Genomic DNA, 16858 nt, shown 5'->3' on the forward strand with positions numbered 1-16858 from the left:
ATCATGCGCACGCTCCGATCGGGTTCGGGGCCGGCCGGCCCATGACGACATCGGCGGCGGACGGGAAGCATCCGATGCACGCCTCGTTGATGCGGTAGTGCCGGGCCGTCCCGACGGGCTCGACGAGGACGAACCGGACCGCGGTGAGGATCTTCAGGTGCTGCGACACGGTCGACTGCGCCAGCCCGGCCGCGGCCACGAGCTCGCCGACGCTCATCGGCCGTCCCTGCCGGGCAAGGTACTCCACGAGCTGCACCCGCGTGGGGTCCGCGAGAGCCCGGAACCACGACGCGTAAATCTCCGCGGCCGCCCGTTCGAGCAGTTGAGCCATCATCCACCCGCTTCATCGTCCATCGCCGATCTGCGATGAAGAGTATCGGACGGCGATGGCTGCCAACCCGGCGGCCGGCGAACGGGTCGCCGGCCAGCGTGGCGACGGTCGCCGCCGTCCGGTAGCCGCGGATCCGGCTGAGTGCCGCGTCGAGCCGTCCGGCGTCGAGCCGTCCGGCGTCGGGGTGCTCGGCGTCGAGCCGCCTGGCGTCGGGGTGCTCGGCGCCGGGCGCGGCCGCGACGGGTGGCCGGGCGGGGGTGCTCATCCGCAGCAGCCCTCGCCGGCGGCGACCGCGCCGGCCTTGGCCGCGCCGCCGCAGCACGCGCCCTCGGCGGTGGCATCGGCCGCGGTACCGCAGCAGGGCGCCCCGGCGGCGGCCGGCTCGGGCGGGGTGAGGGTGGTGGCGGGCGGGTTGCCGCAGCAGCCGCCCGTTCCGGTGACGGTCGGCGCGGCGGCCGGGTCGCCGGTGAACCCGCCGGCCGGCGTGGGGCTGGTCTCGCTCATGATCGTGTCCTTTCTCAAGGGTCAGCTCTGAAGGGTCAGCGCGGGCCGGCGAGGGCCGTGAGGTGGGTGCGGGTGCGCTCGATCCGGGCGCCGGCGCGCTGGTCCGGCGTGGACACCGAGGCGCAGCCGTCGCAGAACCGGACCCCGGCCGGTGGCCGGGGGCGGCGCAACGTGCGGAACATGACGACCTCCTGGTCGCGACGCCGAGGCTGTCTCGACGTTCGTCTAATCAACGGTTGCACGCTGTTTTGAGATCTGTCAACCTAGAGGCATGTCGAAACAGCCGGCGGTGCTCACCCTCACCGACCTCAACGCGGCCGAGCCGTGCTGCCCGCCCCTCGCCGAGCGGCGCCTGCCGGCCGAGACCGCCGCGGTCCTCGCGCCGGCGTTCAAGGCGCTCGGCGACCCGGTCCGGCTGCGGCTCATATCGATGATCGCCTCCGCCGAGGGCGGCGAGATCTGTGTGTGCGACCTGACCCCGGCGTTCGACCTGTCCGGCCCGACCATCTCCCACCACCTGCGCACCCTGCGCGAGGCGGGGCTCGTCGACGCGGACCGGCGGGGCACGTGGGTGTACTACCGCGCCCGGGCCGAGGTCCTGCGCCAGCTGGCCGCGCTGCTGGCCGTGGCGGATCCCGCCGCTTGACCGGGCGAGATAGGTCAGCCAATATTGAGTCAATGAATGACGACCTTCGGCGGCGGGCCCAGGTGCACGCCGCGCTCGGCGACCCGGCGCGCCTGGCCATCGTCGACTCGCTCGTGCTGGGTGACGCCTCGCCGGGCGAGGTCGGGCAGCGGCTCGGGCTGCCGACCAACCTGGTCGCGCACCACGTGAAGGTGCTGCAGGACGCCGGCCTGGTCGTCCGGGCCCGTTCGGAGGGTGACCGGCGCCGGACCTACCTGCGGCTCGTCCCGGAGGTCCTCGCCTCGCTCGCCCCGCCGGCCCTGGATGCGGCCGATCGGGTGGTGTTCGTGTGCACGCACAACTCCGCCCGCTCGCAGCTGGCCGCCGCGCTGTGGCGCGACCGGGTCGGGGGCACGGCCGCCTCCGCCGGGACGCACCCGGCCGCCCGGGTGCACCCGCGGGCGGTGAAGGTGGCCCACCGGCACGGCCTGACCCTCGACCCGGCGGCTACCGCGCACGTCGCCGACGTCGTCCACGACGGCGACCTCGTCATCGCGGTCTGCGACAACGCCCACGAGGACCTCGCCGGGCCGGGCGCGCCCGTGCACCCGCGGCTGCACTGGTCGGTGCCGGACCCGGCCCGGGTCGGCACCGACGCGGCGTTCGAGGCCGCCTACAGCGACCTCGCCGGCCGGATCACCCGCCTGGCGCCCGCGGTCGTCCCGGCCGGGCAGCGCATGACCCCGGACAGGGACCCGCGCCCGTGAGCCCGAACCTGTGGCGGCGGCTCCTCGCGGAGTTCGCCGGCACCGCGCTGCTCGTCACCGCCGTCGTCGGCTCCGGCATCATGGCCACCCGGCTCAGCGCCGACGCCGGGCTGCAGCTGCTGGAGAACTCGATCGCGACCGCGTTCGCGCTCGGCGCGCTCATCCTCACGTTCGGGCCCGTCTCCGGGGCGCACTTCAATCCGGTCGTGTCGGCCGCGGACTGGTTTCTCGGCCGCCGCGCCGGTACCGGCCTGTCCGGCCGCGAACTCGCCGGCTACGTCGTGGCCCAGGTGGGCGGGGCGATCGGCGGGGCGGTGCTGGCCGACCTGATGTTCCGGCTGCCCGCCGTGGACCTCTCCGCCCGGCAACGCGCCGGCGGCGACCTGTGGCTCGGTGAGGTCGTCGCGACCGCCGGGCTGCTGCTGCTCATCTTCGCGCTGGCCCGGTCCGGGCGGGCGGCGGCCGCCCCGGCGGCGGTGGGGGCGTACATCGGCGCCGCGTACTGGTTCACCTCGTCGACCTCGTTCGCGAACCCGGCCGTGACGATCGGCCGCGCGTTCACCGACACCTTCGCCGGCATCGCCCCGGGCTCCGTGCCCGGTTTCGTGGCCGCCCAGCTCGCCGGCCTGGTCGTCGGCGCCGGGCTGGTGCTCGCCCTGTACCCGTCCGCCGGCACCGCCGCCGGCGACGTCGTCGTCCGTCCGATCGAGGAGCGCCACCGATGAGCCGTCGGCCCACCGTCCTGTTCGTGTGCGTGCACAACGCGGGCCGCTCGCAGATGGCCGCCGGCTGGCTGCGCCACCTCGCCGGCGACGCCGTCGAGGTCCGCTCGGCCGGCAGCGAGCCGGCGGAGCGGATCAACCCGGTGGCGGTCGAGGCGATGCGCGAGGTCGGCATCGACATCACCGCCAACGTCCCGCGCAAGCTGGACTGGGAGACCGCCGAGTCCTCCGACGTGCTCATCACCATGGGCTGCGGCGACGCCTGCCCCGTGTTCCCCGGCAAGCGGTACCTCGACTGGCAGCTCGACGACCCGGCCGGGCAGGGCATCGAGGCCGTCCGCGCGATCCGCGACGAGATCCGTGTCCGCGTCGAGCGGCTCATCGCCGACCTGCCCGTGACACCCGCCTGACCGCCACCCGGCCCGGGCGGGCGCGGTCGCGGAGGTCGGGACGGACGGTCCCGGGGCGGTGGGACTTCAGGCCTGGGTGGCGGCGCCGCCGCGGGAGGATGGTGGCGGTAGGAGGTGCGCGATGAAGAAGCTGTCCGTCGCTGACGTGATGACGCCCGAGGTCGTCGTCGCCACCGCGGAATGCCGTACGCGGCAGATCATCGACGTGCTCACCGACTTCGGCGTCAGTGGGCTGCCGGTGGTCGACGCGCGCGACCGGGTGATCGGCGTCGTGTCCGAGGCCGAGCTGCTCGGCGCCGTCGACGAGGCGGCGGCCGGGGGCGCGGGAGCTGTGACGCAGCGGACCGCGGCCGAGCTCATGACGGCGCCCGCCGTGACGATCGGGCCGGACGCCCCGCTGACCGTGGCCGCGCGGCTCATGGGGCGCCACCGCGTCAAGCGGCTGCCCGTCGTCGAGGAGGGCACCGGGCGGCTGGTCGGCATCGTCACCCGCGGCGACCTGATCCGCCGCACGCTGCGCAGCGACGTCGCCATCGAGCACCAGGTGGTCGATGAGGTGATCATGCCGGCGTTCGGGGTCGATCCGGAGCGGATCGCGGTCGACGTGGCCGACGGCACGGTGACGCTGAGCGGGGACGTCGAGCGGCGCAGCGCCGCGATGCGGCTGGCGGCGGGGGTGCGGGCCGTCGACGGTGTCGCCGCGGTCGCGGACCGGCTGCACTGGCGCGTCGACGACACCGCGATCGGACGGCGGCCCGCCCGGACCGGGTGAGGCGTCAGGTCCGAAGCGAGTGGCGCCGGGCCCGCTGCTGGACCGGTAGATGCTCCCGCTGTGCTCGGCGGCCCGGCTGGCGCTGGCCACCTCGTACGCGGTGAGCTGCTCGAACGCGGCGTTGACGGGTCGACGAGCGGGGCGGCGGCGCCGTCGACCGAGCGCAGCCCGGCGAACCCGGCACCCGCCGCGATCAGGCCGGCAGCGAGACGCCGAGGGCGATCGAGATCTTCACGCCGACGCGAAGGTCGCCGAACCACCGGCGCCGCTGTTCGGCCGCTTCCGCACCGTCCATCTTCCCCGCCCCGACTCCGAGACCGGTGAGCGTTTCCGTTCGGATCATCGGCGCTGTCATGCGGATCTGAATGTTTGTGGACGCGCCGCAGGGGAAGGGCGACTAGCCGCGGACGGTGAGGCCCGGGAGTCACGGACCGTGCCCACGGCGGGCGTCGCGGTAGCTCGGATCGATATCGCCTAGGTGACACGACGAATGTCGGGGCGGCGGATGGTGGCGGTCGCCGCCTAATCTTGTATAGGGCGCGACGGATGGAAGGGGTGCGCCGGTGGGGTTGGCCTTGGGGTTCGCCGCGATCGGCGCGGGTGCCTATGCCGCGGTGATCGTCATGCACGTCATCGCGATCCGCGGGCGCGGCGCGGCCGACGACCGGCATCGCCCGCGCTTGGCCGTGTGGCTGGCCAGCGGGCGCGAGCGGCGGCGCGGTCGGTTCGAGCGTGACGCCGTGCGGCTGCTGCTGGCCGGGCGGATCGCGCGGGCGCGTTACCACACAGCGATGGCGGCGATGGCCGCGCAGGACGACGCCGAATACCGCCTGGAGGTCCCGGGCACCCGGCGCTGAAGTCGGGACCTTCGGCCCTCGGCCGGCCCGGCGCGCCGCCATAGCGTCGGGCGCATGATGTGGACCGACGACGACCTGCGCACCCTGCTGGTCATCCGGCATTTCGAGCGCCGGCTGTTGGAGCTGTTCGACGAGGGGGAGCTGGGCGGCACGACGCACACCTGCCTCGGCCAGGAGTACGTGGCGGTGGCGGTCGCCGCGCTGCTGGAGCCCGGCGACGTCGTGGTGAGCAACCATCGCGGGCACGGGCACTACCTCGCGCGCTACGACGATCCCGAGGGGCTGCTCGCCGAGATCATGGGGCGCTCGGGCGGGCTGTGCGGCGGGGTCGGCGGGAGCCAGCACCTGCACCGCGACGGCTTCCTGACCAGCGGCGTGCAGGGGCAGACGCTGCCGATCGCGGCCGGGATCGCGCTGCAGCACAAGCGTACGGACGCCGGGGCGCTCGCGGTGGTGTTCATGGGCGACGGTACCTGGGGCGAGGGCGCGGTCTACGAGGCGCTCAACATGGCGGCGCTGTGGCGGCTGCCGCTCGTGGTCGTCGTCGAGCACAACGGGATCGCGCAGTCGACGCCGACCGCGGCGCACATGGCCGGCTCGATCGCGCAGCGTTCGGCGGCGTTCGGCATCGCGCACCTGCTCGTGACGGGCCACGACCTGGCCCAGATCCGCGACCGGCTTCGTGGCGGCTTCGAGCGGGCGCGGCGCGAGCCGGCGCCGCTCGTCGTGGAGTTCCGCACCAACCGGCTCGGGCCGCACAGCAAGGGCGACGACGCGCGGCCGGCCGAGGCCGTCGCGGCCGCCCGGGAGCGGGACTGGGGCGCGGCCTACGCGCGGGAGCATCCGGAGCAGTTCGAGCGGCTCGACCGGGCGGCGCGCGAGCGGATCGACGCCGTCGTCGCCGACGTGCGGGGGCGGCCGCCGGCGACCTGGGGCGCGCGGTGAGCGCCCGGGTCGCCGAGGACCTCAACCAGGCCCTCGGCGCGCTGCTGGCCGGCGACCCCGACGTGGTGCTGCTCGGCGAGGACATCGAGGACCCGTACGGCGGCGCGTTCAAGGTCACGCGCGGGCTGTCGACCCGGTTCCCCGGCCGGGTGCTGAACACGCCGCTGAGCGAGGGCGGGTTCACCGGGCTGGCGATCGGCATGGCGCTGGGCGGGGCCCGGCCGGTCGTCGAGATGATGTTCGCCGACTTCGCCACGCTCGCCTTCGACCAGCTGGTGAACTTCGCGGCGAAGTCGGTCGGCATGTACGGCCGGCGGGTGCCCATGCCGCTGCTGGTGCGCTGCCCGACCGGGGGCGGGCGCGGCTACGGGCCGACGCACAGTCAGAGCCTGCAGAAGCATTTCCTGGGGGTACCGCACCTGCGCGTGGCGGAGGCGTCCCCGTTCCACGACCACGTCGCGTGGCTGCCCCGGCTGCTCGCGCGGGGCGAGCCGTGCCTGCTGTTCGAGGACAAGACGCTGTACCCGCAGCGGATGCACGGCGACGGCGTCGTCGACGAGCTGTTCCGCTACGACTTCCTCGGCGACTGCGCGCGGGTGTACCTCGACCCGGAGCAGGTCGACGTCCTCATCATCGCGCCCGGCGGCGTCGCCGGGCGGGCCGTCACCGCGGCCCGCCGGCTCTTCCTCGAGCGGGAGCTGGTGTGCCAGGTGGTGGTGCCGTTCGAGCTGTACCCGTTCGACGTGGGCCCGCTGGTCGAGCTCGCGGCCCGGGCCGGCGTCGTGGCCGTCGCGGAGGAGAGCACGCCCGGCGGCACGTGGGGCTCCGACGTGGCCGCGGCGCTGTACGAGCGGGCCTGGGGGCGCCTGCGCCGGCCCGTCGTGCGCCTGACGTCGGCCGACAGCGTCATCCCGGCCGCCATGCATCTGGAGGCGGGCGTGCTGCTGTCGGAGGCGGCGATCCGCCGCGGGATCCTGGCGGCCCTCGATGCGTGAGATCCGGCTGCCGAAGCTCAACACGAACGACGTGACATACACGCTGCTGCAGTGGTACGGCGCCGACGGCGACACGATCGCGGAGGGCGCGGTCCTCGCCCTGGTGGAGACGTCCAAGACGGCCGAGGACCTGCTCGCACCGGCCGGCGGCGTCCTGCAGCGCGTGGCCGCGGTCAAGGACGAGTGCGCTCCGGGGGACATCATCGGGTACCTCCTCGACTCGGAGGCCGAGCGGGTGACGGTGAGCGCGGCGCCCGAGGAGCCGGTGCCCGTCATCACCGAGCCGGCGCGGCTGCTCATCGAGGAGCTGGGCCTGGACCCGGCGCTCGTGCGCGGCCTGGGCAAGGCGATCGTCAAGCGCTCGGACATCGAGGCGCTGAGCGCCGGGCCGCGCCGCTACGAGCTGCCCCGCCAGCAGCGCGCGGTCGCCGACGTCGTCACCCGCTCGCACGCGAGCATCCCGGCGGCGTTCACGGCCATGTGGATCGAGGGCGCGGCGTGCGCCCGGGTCCGCCGCGAGCTCGGCGGGGCGAGCCTCACGGCGCTGGTCGTGAAGGCGATCGGCACGCTGCGCGAGCGCCATCCGCTGTGCTTCGGGTCCTATGTGGACGACGGCGCCGTCGTGGTGGCCGACGGCGCGCACGTGGCGGTCACCGTCGACGCCGGGCGGGGGCTGTACCTGCCGGTCGTGCGCGACGTCGCGGCGCTGTCCCTGGCGCAGGTCGGCGCGGCGCTCGCCGCGATGCCGGCCGCGGCCCGGGCGGGCACGTTCCGGGCCGGGGACCTCGCCGGGGCGAACATCGGCCTGTCGGTGACCGACTACGCCGACGTGGTGCTCACCCAGCCGATCATCCCGCCCGGCACGGCGTGCATGTTCTCCCTCGGCGGCTCGCCGCGGGCGGCCCGCTTCACCCTCGGCCTCGCCCACGACCACCGGATCGTCAACGGCCGGGACGCGGTGATCGTGCTGCGCGCGATGAAGCGCGTCCTCGAGTCCGGCGCCGGCCTCACCGGTTAGGGGCGGTCCAGCCAGGCCCGCAGCGCCCACCACGAGCGCAGCGTGGCCAGGACCGTCTCGTCGTCGAGGGGCAGCGCGGTGCGCTCCTGCAGGGCCCGCAGGCGGTAGCGGACGGTGTTCGGGTGCACGTGCAGCGCGGCCGCGGTGCGGTCGAGGCGCTGGCCGTGGTCCAGATAGGACAGCGCGGTCGCGGCCAGCTCGCGGTGGAACGCGTCGCCCGGGTCGAGGGCCGCGAGCAGCTCGTCGGCGAGCAGCCCGGCGAGCTCCGGCTGGGCGGCCAGGGCGGCCTCACCGGCCAGGTCCAGGGCCGCGACCCGCCCGCCCGGGCCGCCGAAGCGGGCGGCGCCGGCCAGGGCGGCCACGCACAGCCGATAGCCGGCGGCGGCCCGGGGCAGCGGCAGGGGCGGGCCGGCGACGACGAGCACCGCCGGGTCGACCCGGGCCGGCGTCCGCGCGACCAGGCCGGCGAGGCGCCCCTCGACGGTGCCGAAGACCCCGCCGCATGCCGCCAGCCGGGCCTCGAGCGCCTCCGCCCGGCCGGGGTCCGTGACGTCGAAGACCATGCAGCGGTACACCATGTGCTCCCGCAGCCCGACCGCCGCAAGGTCCTCGGCGGACGCCGGCGGCCCGCCCGGCAGCAGCAGCGCCCGCAGGATCGCGCCGCGCTGGTCGCGGCGGCCGCGGGCCAGGGTGCGCTCGGCGGCGTGGTGGCCGTCCACGACGTGCCGCTCCAGGGCCGACACGTACCGGTCGAAGTCCAGCGCCGCCGACAGCAGCACCTCGTCGGCGACCCCGGCGGCGCGGCCGCGGGCCACCGCGATCTCCAGCAGCCGGGTGCGGGCCGCCTGCACGCCGCGCAGCAGGCCGGCGATCGGCACGCCCTGCGCCGCCCGGTCGGCGCCGAGCTTCTCCGCCTCGGCGAACGACAGCCCGTCGGCGAACGAGAGCCCGTCGGCGGGCGGCAGCCCGTCGGCGGGCCGGCGGAAGGCGGCCAGGCCGGCCGCGAAGAGCAGCGCGACGTGGCGGCGGCTCTCCTCGACGGGCAGGCGGGCGATCTCCGGCGAGGCGTCGCGGGCGGCGGCGACGAGCTCGTCGACGAGGCCCTCGTCGCCGGACAGGGCGGCCAGCAGCGGCGCGAGCATGACCCTCTCCCTGCGGTGCTTGTGTGCGGGCGACAACCGGGCGGCCCCGCGTTGTGGGCGGCGGCCTATCGAGCGGCGCCGATCGGCGATTTCCTGAAGGCTACCGCCCGGTAACGCATCCAGGGAGAGCCCGCGTGACACCGAACCCCGCCAGGCGCCGGCGCGCCGCCATCGCCGGCCTCGCACTGCTCGCCGCCGTCCTCGTCCCGATCCGGCCCGCCGCCGCGGCGCCCGCGCTGCAGGAGGTGATGTTCGTCGGCAACAACTGGGACGGCACCGTCGACATCGTCCGCTCCAGCGGCACGTACGCCAGGCTCGGCCGGCTCAACGTGGTGCCGGACAAGAGCCAGCGGCTGCTGGAGATCTACCTCAACCCGGTCAAGCTCGCCTTCTACCTCGGCATCCAGCAGGGGCCGGGCGAGGGCCACGACCAGCTCGTCGACGACATGTACACCACCCCGGACGGCTCCGCGCTCGTCGTGTCCCGCCCGAGCTTCGCCGACGTCGTCTCCATCGACATCCGGACCGGAGCCCTGCGCTGGCGCTTCCCGGTGTCGGGCTTCCGCGCCGACCACATGGCCGTCTCGCCCGACGGCACGCAGGTCGCGGTGTCCGCGTCGACGTCGAACACGGTGCACGTGCTGGACATCAACACCGGCCGGCAGCTCGGCTCGTTCGGCGCCGGCGACAAGCCGCACGAGAACATCTACACCCGCGACGGCCGGTACCTGTGGAACATGTCCATCGGCGAGGTCAACACGTCGCTGGACGACCCGTGGCTGGACTGGACGAAGGGCGACCGGCACATCACGATCGCCGACGCGCACACGTTCCAGGTGGTGCGCACGATCGACATGCGCCCGCGGCTGGACGCGTTCGGCCGCTCCGACCTCTCCGACGCGGTCCGCCCGGCCGTGTTCACCCCCGATGAGCGCACGTTGTACTTCCAGGTGTCGTTCTTCAACGGCATCGTCGAGTACGACGTCAACGCCGACCGGATCACCCGCGTCAAGGAGCTGCCGAAGAACCCGGCGACCAGCCCGGACCGGACCACCTGGGTCAACGACTCGCGCCACCACGGCCTGTCGATGAGCCCGGACGGCACGAAGGTGTGCGTGGCCGGCACGATGGACGACTACGCGACCGTGGTGGACCGTTCCACGCTGCAGGAGGGCGCGCTGATCGCGGCCAGCAAGCCGTACTGGGCCACGGTCAGCGGCGACGGCCGCGATTGCATCATCTCGGAGTCCGGCGCCGACCAGATCACGGCGATCAGCTTCGCCACCGGGCAGAAGGTCGTGAGCGTGCCGGTCGGCGACCATCCGCAGCGGGTCCGGATCGGCCGTATCCCCGCGTAGACGAAGAAGGGGCCCCTCGCGGGGCCCCCTTCTGCGGATGTTGCTCAGCCGCGCAGGTACTTCCCCCACGGGCCGGTGATCGCGAGCATGATGCCCGGGTCCTGGATGTTCACGAACAGGACCTTGCCGTCGGCCGAGAAGGTCGGGCCGGTGAACTCCGAGTACACCGGCGCGGCGCCGGCCGCGGCGATGTTGACCTGGTTGCGGGCGATCGCGTAGGTCGGGCCGCCGGGGACCGAGCTGAGCACGTGCGACGCCTTGACGCCGTCCTCGGCCAGCACGAGGGTGCCCCACGGGGTGACGGTCACGTTGTCCGGGCCGTCGAAGACCATGTCGGTGTACTTCGGGGCGGCGCCGGACTCGGACTCCGAGGCCGGGTTGTGCGGGAAGTACGTGACCAGCGCCGCCGGCGCAGTTGCGCACGGTGCCGGAGATGCCGACCCACACTGCTGCGGCGCGTCGTGGGTGCTGAACCACGCCCGCCGCAGGTGCAGGGTCGCGGCCAGGACGGTGTCGGGCTCGATCTCCTCCAGCGCCCGCCGGCACAGCTCGCCGGCCTGCGCCGGGCCGCCCTCGAAGAACACGATGACGGCCGGCTCCGAGGCCGCCGCGGCCCGCTCGGGGCCCGGCGGCGCCTGCTCCATGACGGCCTCCATGAACCGCCGGGCCCGGGCCGCGTCGCCCGCGCGGAACGTCTACTGGTGGAACTCGCAGGGCTACGGCGCGTACTGCGTCGTGCGCGGTTCGGTGGCCGACCTCTACGTGGTGGCGTAACGAGCGGGCGCGGGCGGGCCGGCCCGTCGCCGGCCCGCCCGCGTCACCGGTTCAGTTGTCGAGGTTGAGCTCGGCGATCGACCACCAGCTGCTCGACGTGCCGGTCTGCACGACGCGCACGTAGCGGGCGGTCTGGGCCGGGAACGCGGCGGTGATCAGCGCCGCCGTGCCGGTGCCGGTGGCCACCGGGGCGCTCCAGGTGGTGCCGTCGTTGGAGACCAGGACCTGGTAGCCGCGGGCGTAGTCGTTCGCGCTGCCCGCGGAGTCCATCCGCAGCTGCTTGAACGTCCGCGGCGCGCCGAGGTCGACGGTGAGCCACTGGCCGTTGGCCATCGGGGTGCCGGTGCTCCACCGGGTGGCGGTGTCGCCGTCCAGGACGCGGGCCGGCACGTCGGCGCCGCCCGTCGCCGATGCGGTGGCCGTCCAGCCGGTCCGGGGGAGCGGGCCGCCCGTCTGCACCGTGCCCGCGGTGTCGACGTTGAGCTCGGCGATCGACCACCAGCTGCTCGCCGTGCCGGTTTGCACGATGCGCAGGTAGCGCGCCGTGCGGGCGGTGAACTGGGCCGTGACCAGCGCCCCGGTGCCGGCCCCCGTGGCCACCGGCGCGCTCCAGGTGGTGCCGTCGGCCGACGTGAGGATCTGGTAGCCGCGGGCGTAGTCGTTGGCGCTGCCCGCGGAGTCCATCCGCACCTGGTCGAAGGTCTGCGCCGAGCCGAGGTCGACGGTGACCCACTGGCCGTTGGCCATCGGGGTGCCGCTGGTCCACCGGGTGGCGGCGTCGCCGTCGATCATGCGGGCCGGCACGTCCGCGCCGCCGGTCGCCGACGCGGTCACCGTCCAGCCGGTGCGCGGCAGCGGCGTCTCGCCCGGGTTCTGGGTGCTGCCGCCGTTGATCGTCGCCTGGCCGGTGAGGCGGATGTCGCGCGAGGACGAGCCGACGTAGATCTGGTGGGTGCCGTTCGCGGTCGTCCAGGCGTTGTTCCAGTACTGGAAGCTGCGCGCATCCAGCGTGACGCTGACCCGCTGCGTCTGTCCCGCGGCGAGCGTGACCCGCGAGAACCCGCGCAGGTTCTTCGGCGGCTCGCCGGTCGAGGCCGGCTGCCCGACGTAGACCTGGGCGACCTCGGTGCCGGCGCGGCTGCCGGTGTTGGTCACGTCGAAGGCGACGGTGACGTTGCCGGCCGTGTCGGGGGCGCCGACGGCGAGGTTGGCGTAGCCGAAGGTGGTGTACGACAGGCCGTGGCCGAACGGGAACAGCGGCGCGATGTTCTGGCTGTCGTACCAGCGGTAGCCGACCTTGAGCGCCTCGGAGTACTGCACCTGGCCGTTCTGCCCCGGCCACTGCGCCGCGGTGGTCACCGGGCCGTCGGACAGGCGCTGCGGGAAGGTGACCGGCAGCTTGCCGCTGAAGTTGACGTCGCCGTAGAGCAGCGCGGCGATCGCGTTGCCGTCCTCCTGGCCCGGGTACCACCCCTCGACCACGGCCTTGACGGAGCCCGCCCACGGCATGGTCACCGCGGAGCCGCTGTTGACGACCACGACGGTGTTGGGGTTGGCCGCGGCGACGTCGGTGACGAGCTGGTTCTGGGCCGCGGACAGGTCGATGCCGGCGAGGTCGGAGCCCTCGCTCTCGAAGTTGTCGACGAACACCACGGCCGTGCCGGCCGCGCGGGCGGCCGCGATCGCCTGGTCGTGGACGGTCTGGCCGGGCACGCTCCAGCCGAGGGTGAGGTTGCTGGCGCCGCCGCCCTGGTAGTAGTCGACCTCGATGCTCACGTTCTGCCCGGCGCTCAGCGCGACGCTGCCGGTGCGCGTGGTGCTGCCCTGGTTGAACCAGTTGTTGATGACCTGCTGCCCGTTGACGATGAGCCGGCTGCCGTCGTCGCTGGTCAGCGAGAACTGGTAGGTGCCGGTGACGCTCGGGTGCAGCGTGGCGGTGTACTTCGCCGACCAGTTGGTGGCGGCCACCCCGGCCACCGGCGACGCGCCGCCCCAGACCTTGTCGATGTTCGACTCGGCCCGGGTCAGCACCGGCGTGCCGGTCATGCCGGTGTTGTTGTAGTACGACGCCTGCAGCCCGGTGAACGCGCTCGCCGGCACCGGCGGGAGCGCGCCGTCGGCGGCGGCGATGCCGGGGGCGTACGTCGCCGAGGCGTTGCGCGCGTGGATCGCGTCGTACGGCGTGACGAGGTAGGGGGCGTTGACCGCCGCGCTGCCGCCGCCCTGCACCATGGCGCGGGTGCCGCCGCCGGGGCCGATCACCGCGACCGATGCGCTCGCGGCGAGGGGGAGGGCGTTGCCGGCGTTCTTCAGCAGTACCGAACCCTCCTGAGCGACCCGTTTCGCCACGTCGGCGTGGGCGGCCGTGGTGACCACCGCGGCGGTGTCGACGCTCTGGGCCTTGTCGAACAGCCCGCGCTTGAACATCGACACGAGGATGCGCCGCACGTGGTCGTCGATGGTGGCCGTCGACACCTGGCCGTTGCCCACGGCGGTGGTGAGCGGCGCGCCGTAGTACTGGCTGCCGGGCATCTCCATGTCGAGGCCGTTGTTGGCCGAGGCGACCGTCGAGTGGGTGGCGCCCCAGTCCGAGGTGATGAAGCCGGTGAAGCCGAGGTCGCGCTTGAGCGTGTCGTTCTGCAGCGGCCCGTTCTCGCAGGCGAAGGCCCCGTTGATCGCCGAGTAGGAGCACATGGCCGAGTCGACCTGGCCCTGCTTGACGGCCGCCTCGAACGCCGGCAGGTAGATCTCGCGCTCGGTGCGCGCGGCGATGACGGCGTTGTCGGAGATGTTGTTGCGGTTCGTCTCCTGGTTGTACACGGCGTAGTGCTTGACCTGGGCCATCGGGCCCTGGCTCTGGATGCCCTGGATGTCGGCGGCGGCGCTCTGCCCGGCCAGGTACGGGTCCTCGCCGAAGGACTCGAAGGCCCGGCCCCAGCGCGGGTCGCGCAGGATGTTGACCGTCGGCGCGAGCACCACGTTGGTGCCCTTGCCCCACTGCTCCGAGCCGAGGACCTCGCCGTACTGGCGCAGCAGCGCGGTGTCCCAGCTCGCCGCGCCGGCGACCGGGGCGGGCAGCTGGGTGACGCCGGTGAACCCGTCTCCGGCGCCGACCGGGCCGTCCTGCAGCCGGATCTGCGGGATGCCGAGCCGGGTGTTGGCGTCGACGCAGCCGGCGAAGCCGCAGCCGGCGCCGCCGTGCAGCATGGTGAGCTTCTCGGCCTGGGTCATCGCGGCGAGCAGCTCGTCGGCTCGCTGCGCGGGGGTCTGGGTGGCATCGAGCCACGGTTGGTCGGCGGCGTCGGCGGCGTGGACGCCGACGACCAGGCCGCCGGTCAGCACCGCGGCCAGGGCGGCGCTGAGCAGCACACGTCTGCGGGACAGCATGAGGCTCCGATCGTGCGGCCGCGCGGCGACCGCCGGGATGGGGTGTCGCCCGGACGATGGCGGTGGCCGGACGTGATGGGAGAGCGCTCTCCCGAGAGCTTCACCCCCGCCGCGAAAGCTGTCAAGTCCGGCGTACCGTTGCGGCGCGGCCCCCGCGCCGCCACTCGCTACTCGGCGTCGTGCAGGACCAGCCCCAGCGCGTGGCGGGTCCCGCTCCGCACGACGCTCACGCCGTGGCGCACCGGGGCGGCGGCCCAGCCCCGGGCCGAGCGCACCGGGCGGTCCCGGGTCGTGAACACCAGGCCGTGGCCCTGGTCGAGCACGGCCGTCGTGCCGCGCGACTGCGCCCGCGGCCGCTGCTCGACGAGGAGGAACTCGCCGCCGGTGTAGTCGGTGCCGTACCGATCCAGGCCGATGACGACCTGCAGCGGGAACACCAGCTCGCCGTACAGGTCGCGGTGCAGCGCGTTCCAGTCGCCGCCCCGGTAGCGCAGCAGGATCGCGGTGGACCGGCGCTGACCGGCCGCGTGGCACATCGCCGTCCACTCATCGAGGGCGTCCGGCCACGGCGCCGGGCGCCCCAGGCGGCCGGCCCAGTCGCGGGCGATCGGCAGCAGCCGCGGGTACAGCTGCGCCCGCAGCTGCTCGATGAGCGGCGGGTAGGGCCGCCGGAAGTAGCGGTAGCGGCCGGAGCCGAAGCGGTGGCGGGCCATGTCGACGGTCGAGCGGAAGCACTCCTCCCGCTCGAACAGCGCGGCGATCTCGCGGCACTCGGCGTCCTCGAGCAGCCGGCCGGTCCTCGCCCCGCCGACGTCGTCGAGGCCGGCGGCGACCTCCGGCCAGTCAGTGGCGGCCACGCGGGCCTCAATGGTGCTCACAACCGATATCGTGCCCGGACGCCGGCCGCGGTTGCTCGCGGTAATCGGACGTCACATTGCGTCGGCGGTGGCGGCGCTGTCGGCGTGGGCGACGTTGGACAGCTGCCGCCACAGCAGCGCGACGAACACCGCCGTGCCGCCGAACGCGGCCCAGAACGGCGCCGCGACGCCGAAGCGGCCGGCGAGCACGCCGCCGATGGCCGACCCGACGACCAGGCTGCCGTACATGCACACCGTGTTGACGCTGTTGACCCGCCCCTGCAGATGCGACGGTACCGCCCGCTGCCGCACGGTGACCGACGTCGTGCCCCAGGCGAAGTTGTGGGCGCCGAACACGAACATGATCGCAAGCGCGACGCCCGGCGACGTCGTGACCGCGAGCCCGAGGTGCGTGAACGTCTCGATGAGCAGGCCGGCCCGCAGGATGTTGCCGAGGCTGACGTGGCGGGTCAGCCGGCCGTAGAGCACGGTGCCGAGCAGCCCGCCGGCCGCCGACGCCGTGGTGAGCAGCCCGAAGCCGGCCGCGCCCAGGCCGAGGCGCTGGGTGGCGTACAGCACCAGCACCGACCACGCCGCCCCGAACGCGATGTTGATGATGAGGATGGTCAGCACGAGCGTGCGCACCGCCGGATGGCCGGCGGTCCACCGGAACCCCTCGACCATGTCCCGCCAGATCCCGGCCCCGCTCGCATCGGCCCGCCCGGCCGCCGCCGGCAGGCGCATGCGCAGCAGCATGAGCACCCCGGCGACCACCAGCAGCAGCTGGGCCAGCAGCGGCCACACCCGCCCGGCGGCGAACAGCACGGCCCCGAGCGACGGCCCGACCAGCTGGTTGAGCGTGATGAACCCGGCCCCCAGCCGCGCGTTGGCGACGGCGAGGTCCTCGCGCGGCACGAGCATCGGCGCGAGCGTCGCCGTGGTGTTGTCGGCGAACACCTCGGCCGTGGCCAGCAGCGCCAGCGCGGCCAGCACGACCGGGACGGTGCCCGCGCCGGTGACGAGCGCGGCGACCAGCCCGCCGAGGACCATGACCCGCAACGTGTGCGCGACGAGCACGATCCGGCGCCGGTCGAGCCGGTCGGACAGCACGCCGGCGTGCATCCCGAACAGCAGCGGCGGCGCCCACCGCAGCAGCGCGGCCAGCGCCACCGGCAGCGGATCGGTGGTCAGCGAGGCGACGAGCAGCGGCCCGGCCGCGACGGCGATCCCGTCGCCGAGGTTGGTCAGCCACGCCGCGCCGAGCAGCCAGCGAAACGGCCTCCCGAGACGCGCAGGCAGCAGCCGTTCCAGACCAAGCATGATTCGTGCAGGCTACGGACCCTCCCGCCGCGCCGCACCCGATTTTGCGGCGGCTGCGCCCTCGGCACGCGCGC

At 74.3% G+C, this 16858-nt stretch carries 19 protein-coding genes; 10 read left to right on the top strand and 9 right to left on the bottom strand.

Annotation, left to right across the window (positions count from 1 at the left end):
• Window position 1: 1 nt before the first annotated feature.
• The 3 genes from ACQEVU_RS16950 to ACQEVU_RS16960 all read right to left on the bottom strand — a co-directional run bounded on the left by ACQEVU_RS16950 (window position 2) and on the right by ACQEVU_RS16960 (window position 1017).
• Window positions 2-334: an ArsR/SmtB family transcription factor gene (locus ACQEVU_RS16950; RefSeq protein ID WP_433324474.1), complete on the bottom strand. Its 333-nt coding sequence runs from the start codon at window positions 332-334 to the stop codon at window positions 2-4.
• 258 nt (window positions 335-592) lie between these two features.
• Window positions 593-835, bottom strand: a complete 243-nt coding sequence (locus ACQEVU_RS16955; protein WP_433324476.1) for a hypothetical protein — start codon at window positions 833-835, stop codon at window positions 593-595.
• Window positions 836-870: 35 nt separating this feature from the next.
• On the bottom strand, window positions 871-1017 hold the full coding sequence (locus tag ACQEVU_RS16960; RefSeq protein WP_433324478.1) for a hypothetical protein: 147 nt from the start codon (window positions 1015-1017) through the stop codon (window positions 871-873).
• Window positions 1018-1106: 89 nt separating this feature from the next.
• Here ACQEVU_RS16960 and ACQEVU_RS16965 point away from each other — a divergent pair, with 89 nt between their 5' ends.
• The 5 genes from ACQEVU_RS16965 to ACQEVU_RS16985 all read left to right on the top strand — a co-directional run bounded on the left by ACQEVU_RS16965 (window position 1107) and on the right by ACQEVU_RS16985 (window position 4131).
• Entirely contained in the window at window positions 1107-1481 is a 375-nt protein-coding gene (locus tag ACQEVU_RS16965) for an ArsR/SmtB family transcription factor (RefSeq protein WP_433324480.1), read from the top strand.
• A 32-nt stretch (window positions 1482-1513) separates the two neighbouring features.
• Window positions 1514-2227: a MarR family transcriptional regulator gene (locus ACQEVU_RS16970; protein ID WP_433324482.1), complete on the top strand. Its 714-nt coding sequence runs from the start codon at window positions 1514-1516 to the stop codon at window positions 2225-2227.
• Window positions 2224-2952, top strand: coding sequence for an aquaporin (locus ACQEVU_RS16975; protein WP_433324484.1), 729 nt, complete (start codon window positions 2224-2226; stop codon window positions 2950-2952). The genes ACQEVU_RS16970 and ACQEVU_RS16975 overlap by 4 nt, the downstream gene beginning before the upstream one ends.
• Window positions 2949-3359 carry an arsenate reductase ArsC gene (locus tag ACQEVU_RS16980; protein ID WP_433324486.1) on the top strand — a complete coding sequence of 137 codons (411 nt, stop codon included), beginning with the start codon at window positions 2949-2951 and terminating at the stop codon, window positions 3357-3359. Before ACQEVU_RS16975 ends, ACQEVU_RS16980 begins: the two co-directional genes overlap by 4 nt.
• A 121-nt stretch (window positions 3360-3480) precedes the next feature.
• Complete coding sequence (locus ACQEVU_RS16985; RefSeq protein WP_433324488.1) at window positions 3481-4131, top strand: CBS domain-containing protein; 651 nt, start codon at window positions 3481-3483, stop codon at window positions 4129-4131.
• Window positions 4132-4324: 193 nt separating this feature from the next.
• Here the strand turns inward: ACQEVU_RS16985 and ACQEVU_RS16990 are convergent, their stop codons facing one another.
• Window positions 4325-4474 (bottom strand): hypothetical protein, encoded by a 150-nt coding sequence (locus tag ACQEVU_RS16990; protein ID WP_433324490.1) that lies wholly within the window; start codon window positions 4472-4474, stop codon window positions 4325-4327.
• 232 nt (window positions 4475-4706) lie between these two features.
• On the opposite strand from ACQEVU_RS16990, the gene ACQEVU_RS16995 reads away from it, so the two are divergent.
• Genes ACQEVU_RS16995 through ACQEVU_RS17010 form a run of 4 tightly spaced genes read left to right on the top strand, consistent with a single transcriptional unit; the run spans window position 4707 to window position 7946 of the window.
• Window positions 4707-4988, top strand: a complete 282-nt coding sequence (locus tag ACQEVU_RS16995; protein WP_433324492.1) for a hypothetical protein — start codon at window positions 4707-4709, stop codon at window positions 4986-4988.
• 54 nt (window positions 4989-5042) lie between these two features.
• The gene (locus tag ACQEVU_RS17000) at window positions 5043-5933 is read left to right on the top strand and encodes a thiamine pyrophosphate-dependent dehydrogenase E1 component subunit alpha (RefSeq protein WP_433324494.1); all 891 of its coding nucleotides are present in this window, start codon (window positions 5043-5045) and stop codon (window positions 5931-5933) included.
• Window positions 5930-6928 carry an alpha-ketoacid dehydrogenase subunit beta gene (locus tag ACQEVU_RS17005; protein ID WP_433324496.1) on the top strand — a complete coding sequence of 333 codons (999 nt, stop codon included), beginning with the start codon at window positions 5930-5932 and terminating at the stop codon, window positions 6926-6928. Before ACQEVU_RS17000 ends, ACQEVU_RS17005 begins: the two co-directional genes overlap by 4 nt.
• The gene (locus ACQEVU_RS17010) at window positions 6921-7946 is read left to right on the top strand and encodes a 2-oxo acid dehydrogenase subunit E2 (RefSeq protein WP_433324498.1); all 1026 of its coding nucleotides are present in this window, start codon (window positions 6921-6923) and stop codon (window positions 7944-7946) included. The genes ACQEVU_RS17005 and ACQEVU_RS17010 overlap by 8 nt, the downstream gene beginning before the upstream one ends.
• Here ACQEVU_RS17010 and ACQEVU_RS17015 read toward each other — a convergent pair.
• Window positions 7943-9088: a helix-turn-helix domain-containing protein gene (locus ACQEVU_RS17015; RefSeq protein ID WP_433324500.1), complete on the bottom strand. Its 1146-nt coding sequence runs from the start codon at window positions 9086-9088 to the stop codon at window positions 7943-7945. The two genes, ACQEVU_RS17010 and ACQEVU_RS17015, sit on opposite strands and share 4 nt — an antisense overlap.
• A 134-nt stretch (window positions 9089-9222) precedes the next feature.
• On the opposite strand from ACQEVU_RS17015, the gene ACQEVU_RS17020 reads away from it, so the two are divergent.
• Window positions 9223-10446 carry a YncE family protein gene (locus ACQEVU_RS17020; protein WP_433324502.1) on the top strand — a complete coding sequence of 408 codons (1224 nt, stop codon included), beginning with the start codon at window positions 9223-9225 and terminating at the stop codon, window positions 10444-10446.
• Between the two features lie 44 nt (window positions 10447-10490).
• Here the strand turns inward: ACQEVU_RS17020 and ACQEVU_RS17025 are convergent, their stop codons facing one another.
• The 4 genes from ACQEVU_RS17025 to ACQEVU_RS17040 form a co-directional block, all read right to left on the bottom strand.
• Window positions 10491-11090: an alkaline phosphatase PhoX gene (locus tag ACQEVU_RS17025; protein ID WP_433324504.1), complete on the bottom strand. Its 600-nt coding sequence runs from the start codon at window positions 11088-11090 to the stop codon at window positions 10491-10493.
• A gap of 181 nt (window positions 11091-11271) precedes the next feature.
• On the bottom strand, window positions 11272-14607 hold the full coding sequence (locus ACQEVU_RS17030; RefSeq protein ID WP_433324506.1) for a glycoside hydrolase family 3 C-terminal domain-containing protein: 3336 nt from the start codon (window positions 14605-14607) through the stop codon (window positions 11272-11274).
• Between the two features lie 167 nt (window positions 14608-14774).
• Complete coding sequence (locus ACQEVU_RS17035; RefSeq protein WP_433324508.1) at window positions 14775-15485, bottom strand: 2OG-Fe(II) oxygenase; 711 nt, start codon at window positions 15483-15485, stop codon at window positions 14775-14777.
• A 51-nt stretch (window positions 15486-15536) separates the two neighbouring features.
• Window positions 15537-16784, bottom strand: coding sequence for an MFS transporter (locus ACQEVU_RS17040; protein ID WP_433324510.1), 1248 nt, complete (start codon window positions 16782-16784; stop codon window positions 15537-15539).
• Window positions 16785-16858 lie beyond the last annotated feature (74 nt).

Origin of the sequence: Dactylosporangium sp. CA-139066, assembly GCF_050936175.1 — a bacterium.
Classification (GTDB): domain Bacteria; phylum Actinomycetota; class Actinomycetes; order Mycobacteriales; family Micromonosporaceae; genus Dactylosporangium.

Bases quoted from the DNA above. Each gene is read 5' to 3' on its own strand.
- ACQEVU_RS17000 (WP_433324494.1), top strand. From the start codon at position 5,043: ATGATGTGGACCGACGACGACCTGCGCACCCTGCTGGTCATCCGGCAT.
- ACQEVU_RS17030 (WP_433324506.1), bottom strand. From the start codon at position 14,607: ATGCTGTCCCGCAGACGTGTGCTGCTCAGCGCCGCCCTGGCCGCGGTG.
- ACQEVU_RS16960 (WP_433324478.1), bottom strand. From the start codon at position 1,017: ATGTTCCGCACGTTGCGCCGCCCCCGGCCACCGGCCGGGGTCCGGTTC.
- ACQEVU_RS16950 (WP_433324474.1), bottom strand. From the start codon at position 334: ATGATGGCTCAACTGCTCGAACGGGCGGCCGCGGAGATTTACGCGTCG.
- ACQEVU_RS16990 (WP_433324490.1), bottom strand. From the start codon at position 4,474: ATGATCCGAACGGAAACGCTCACCGGTCTCGGAGTCGGGGCGGGGAAG.
- ACQEVU_RS16955 (WP_433324476.1), bottom strand. From the start codon at position 835: ATGAGCGAGACCAGCCCCACGCCGGCCGGCGGGTTCACCGGCGACCCG.
- ACQEVU_RS16965 (WP_433324480.1), top strand. From the start codon at position 1,107: ATGTCGAAACAGCCGGCGGTGCTCACCCTCACCGACCTCAACGCGGCC.
- ACQEVU_RS16980 (WP_433324486.1), top strand. From the start codon at position 2,949: ATGAGCCGTCGGCCCACCGTCCTGTTCGTGTGCGTGCACAACGCGGGC.
- ACQEVU_RS16985 (WP_433324488.1), top strand. From the start codon at position 3,481: ATGAAGAAGCTGTCCGTCGCTGACGTGATGACGCCCGAGGTCGTCGTC.
- ACQEVU_RS17040 (WP_433324510.1), bottom strand. From the start codon at position 16,784: ATGCTTGGTCTGGAACGGCTGCTGCCTGCGCGTCTCGGGAGGCCGTTT.
- ACQEVU_RS16970 (WP_433324482.1), top strand. From the start codon at position 1,514: ATGAATGACGACCTTCGGCGGCGGGCCCAGGTGCACGCCGCGCTCGGC.
- ACQEVU_RS17010 (WP_433324498.1), top strand. From the start codon at position 6,921: ATGCGTGAGATCCGGCTGCCGAAGCTCAACACGAACGACGTGACATAC.
- ACQEVU_RS17025 (WP_433324504.1), bottom strand. From the start codon at position 11,090: ATGGAGCAGGCGCCGCCGGGCCCCGAGCGGGCCGCGGCGGCCTCGGAG.
- ACQEVU_RS17015 (WP_433324500.1), bottom strand. From the start codon at position 9,088: ATGCTCGCGCCGCTGCTGGCCGCCCTGTCCGGCGACGAGGGCCTCGTC.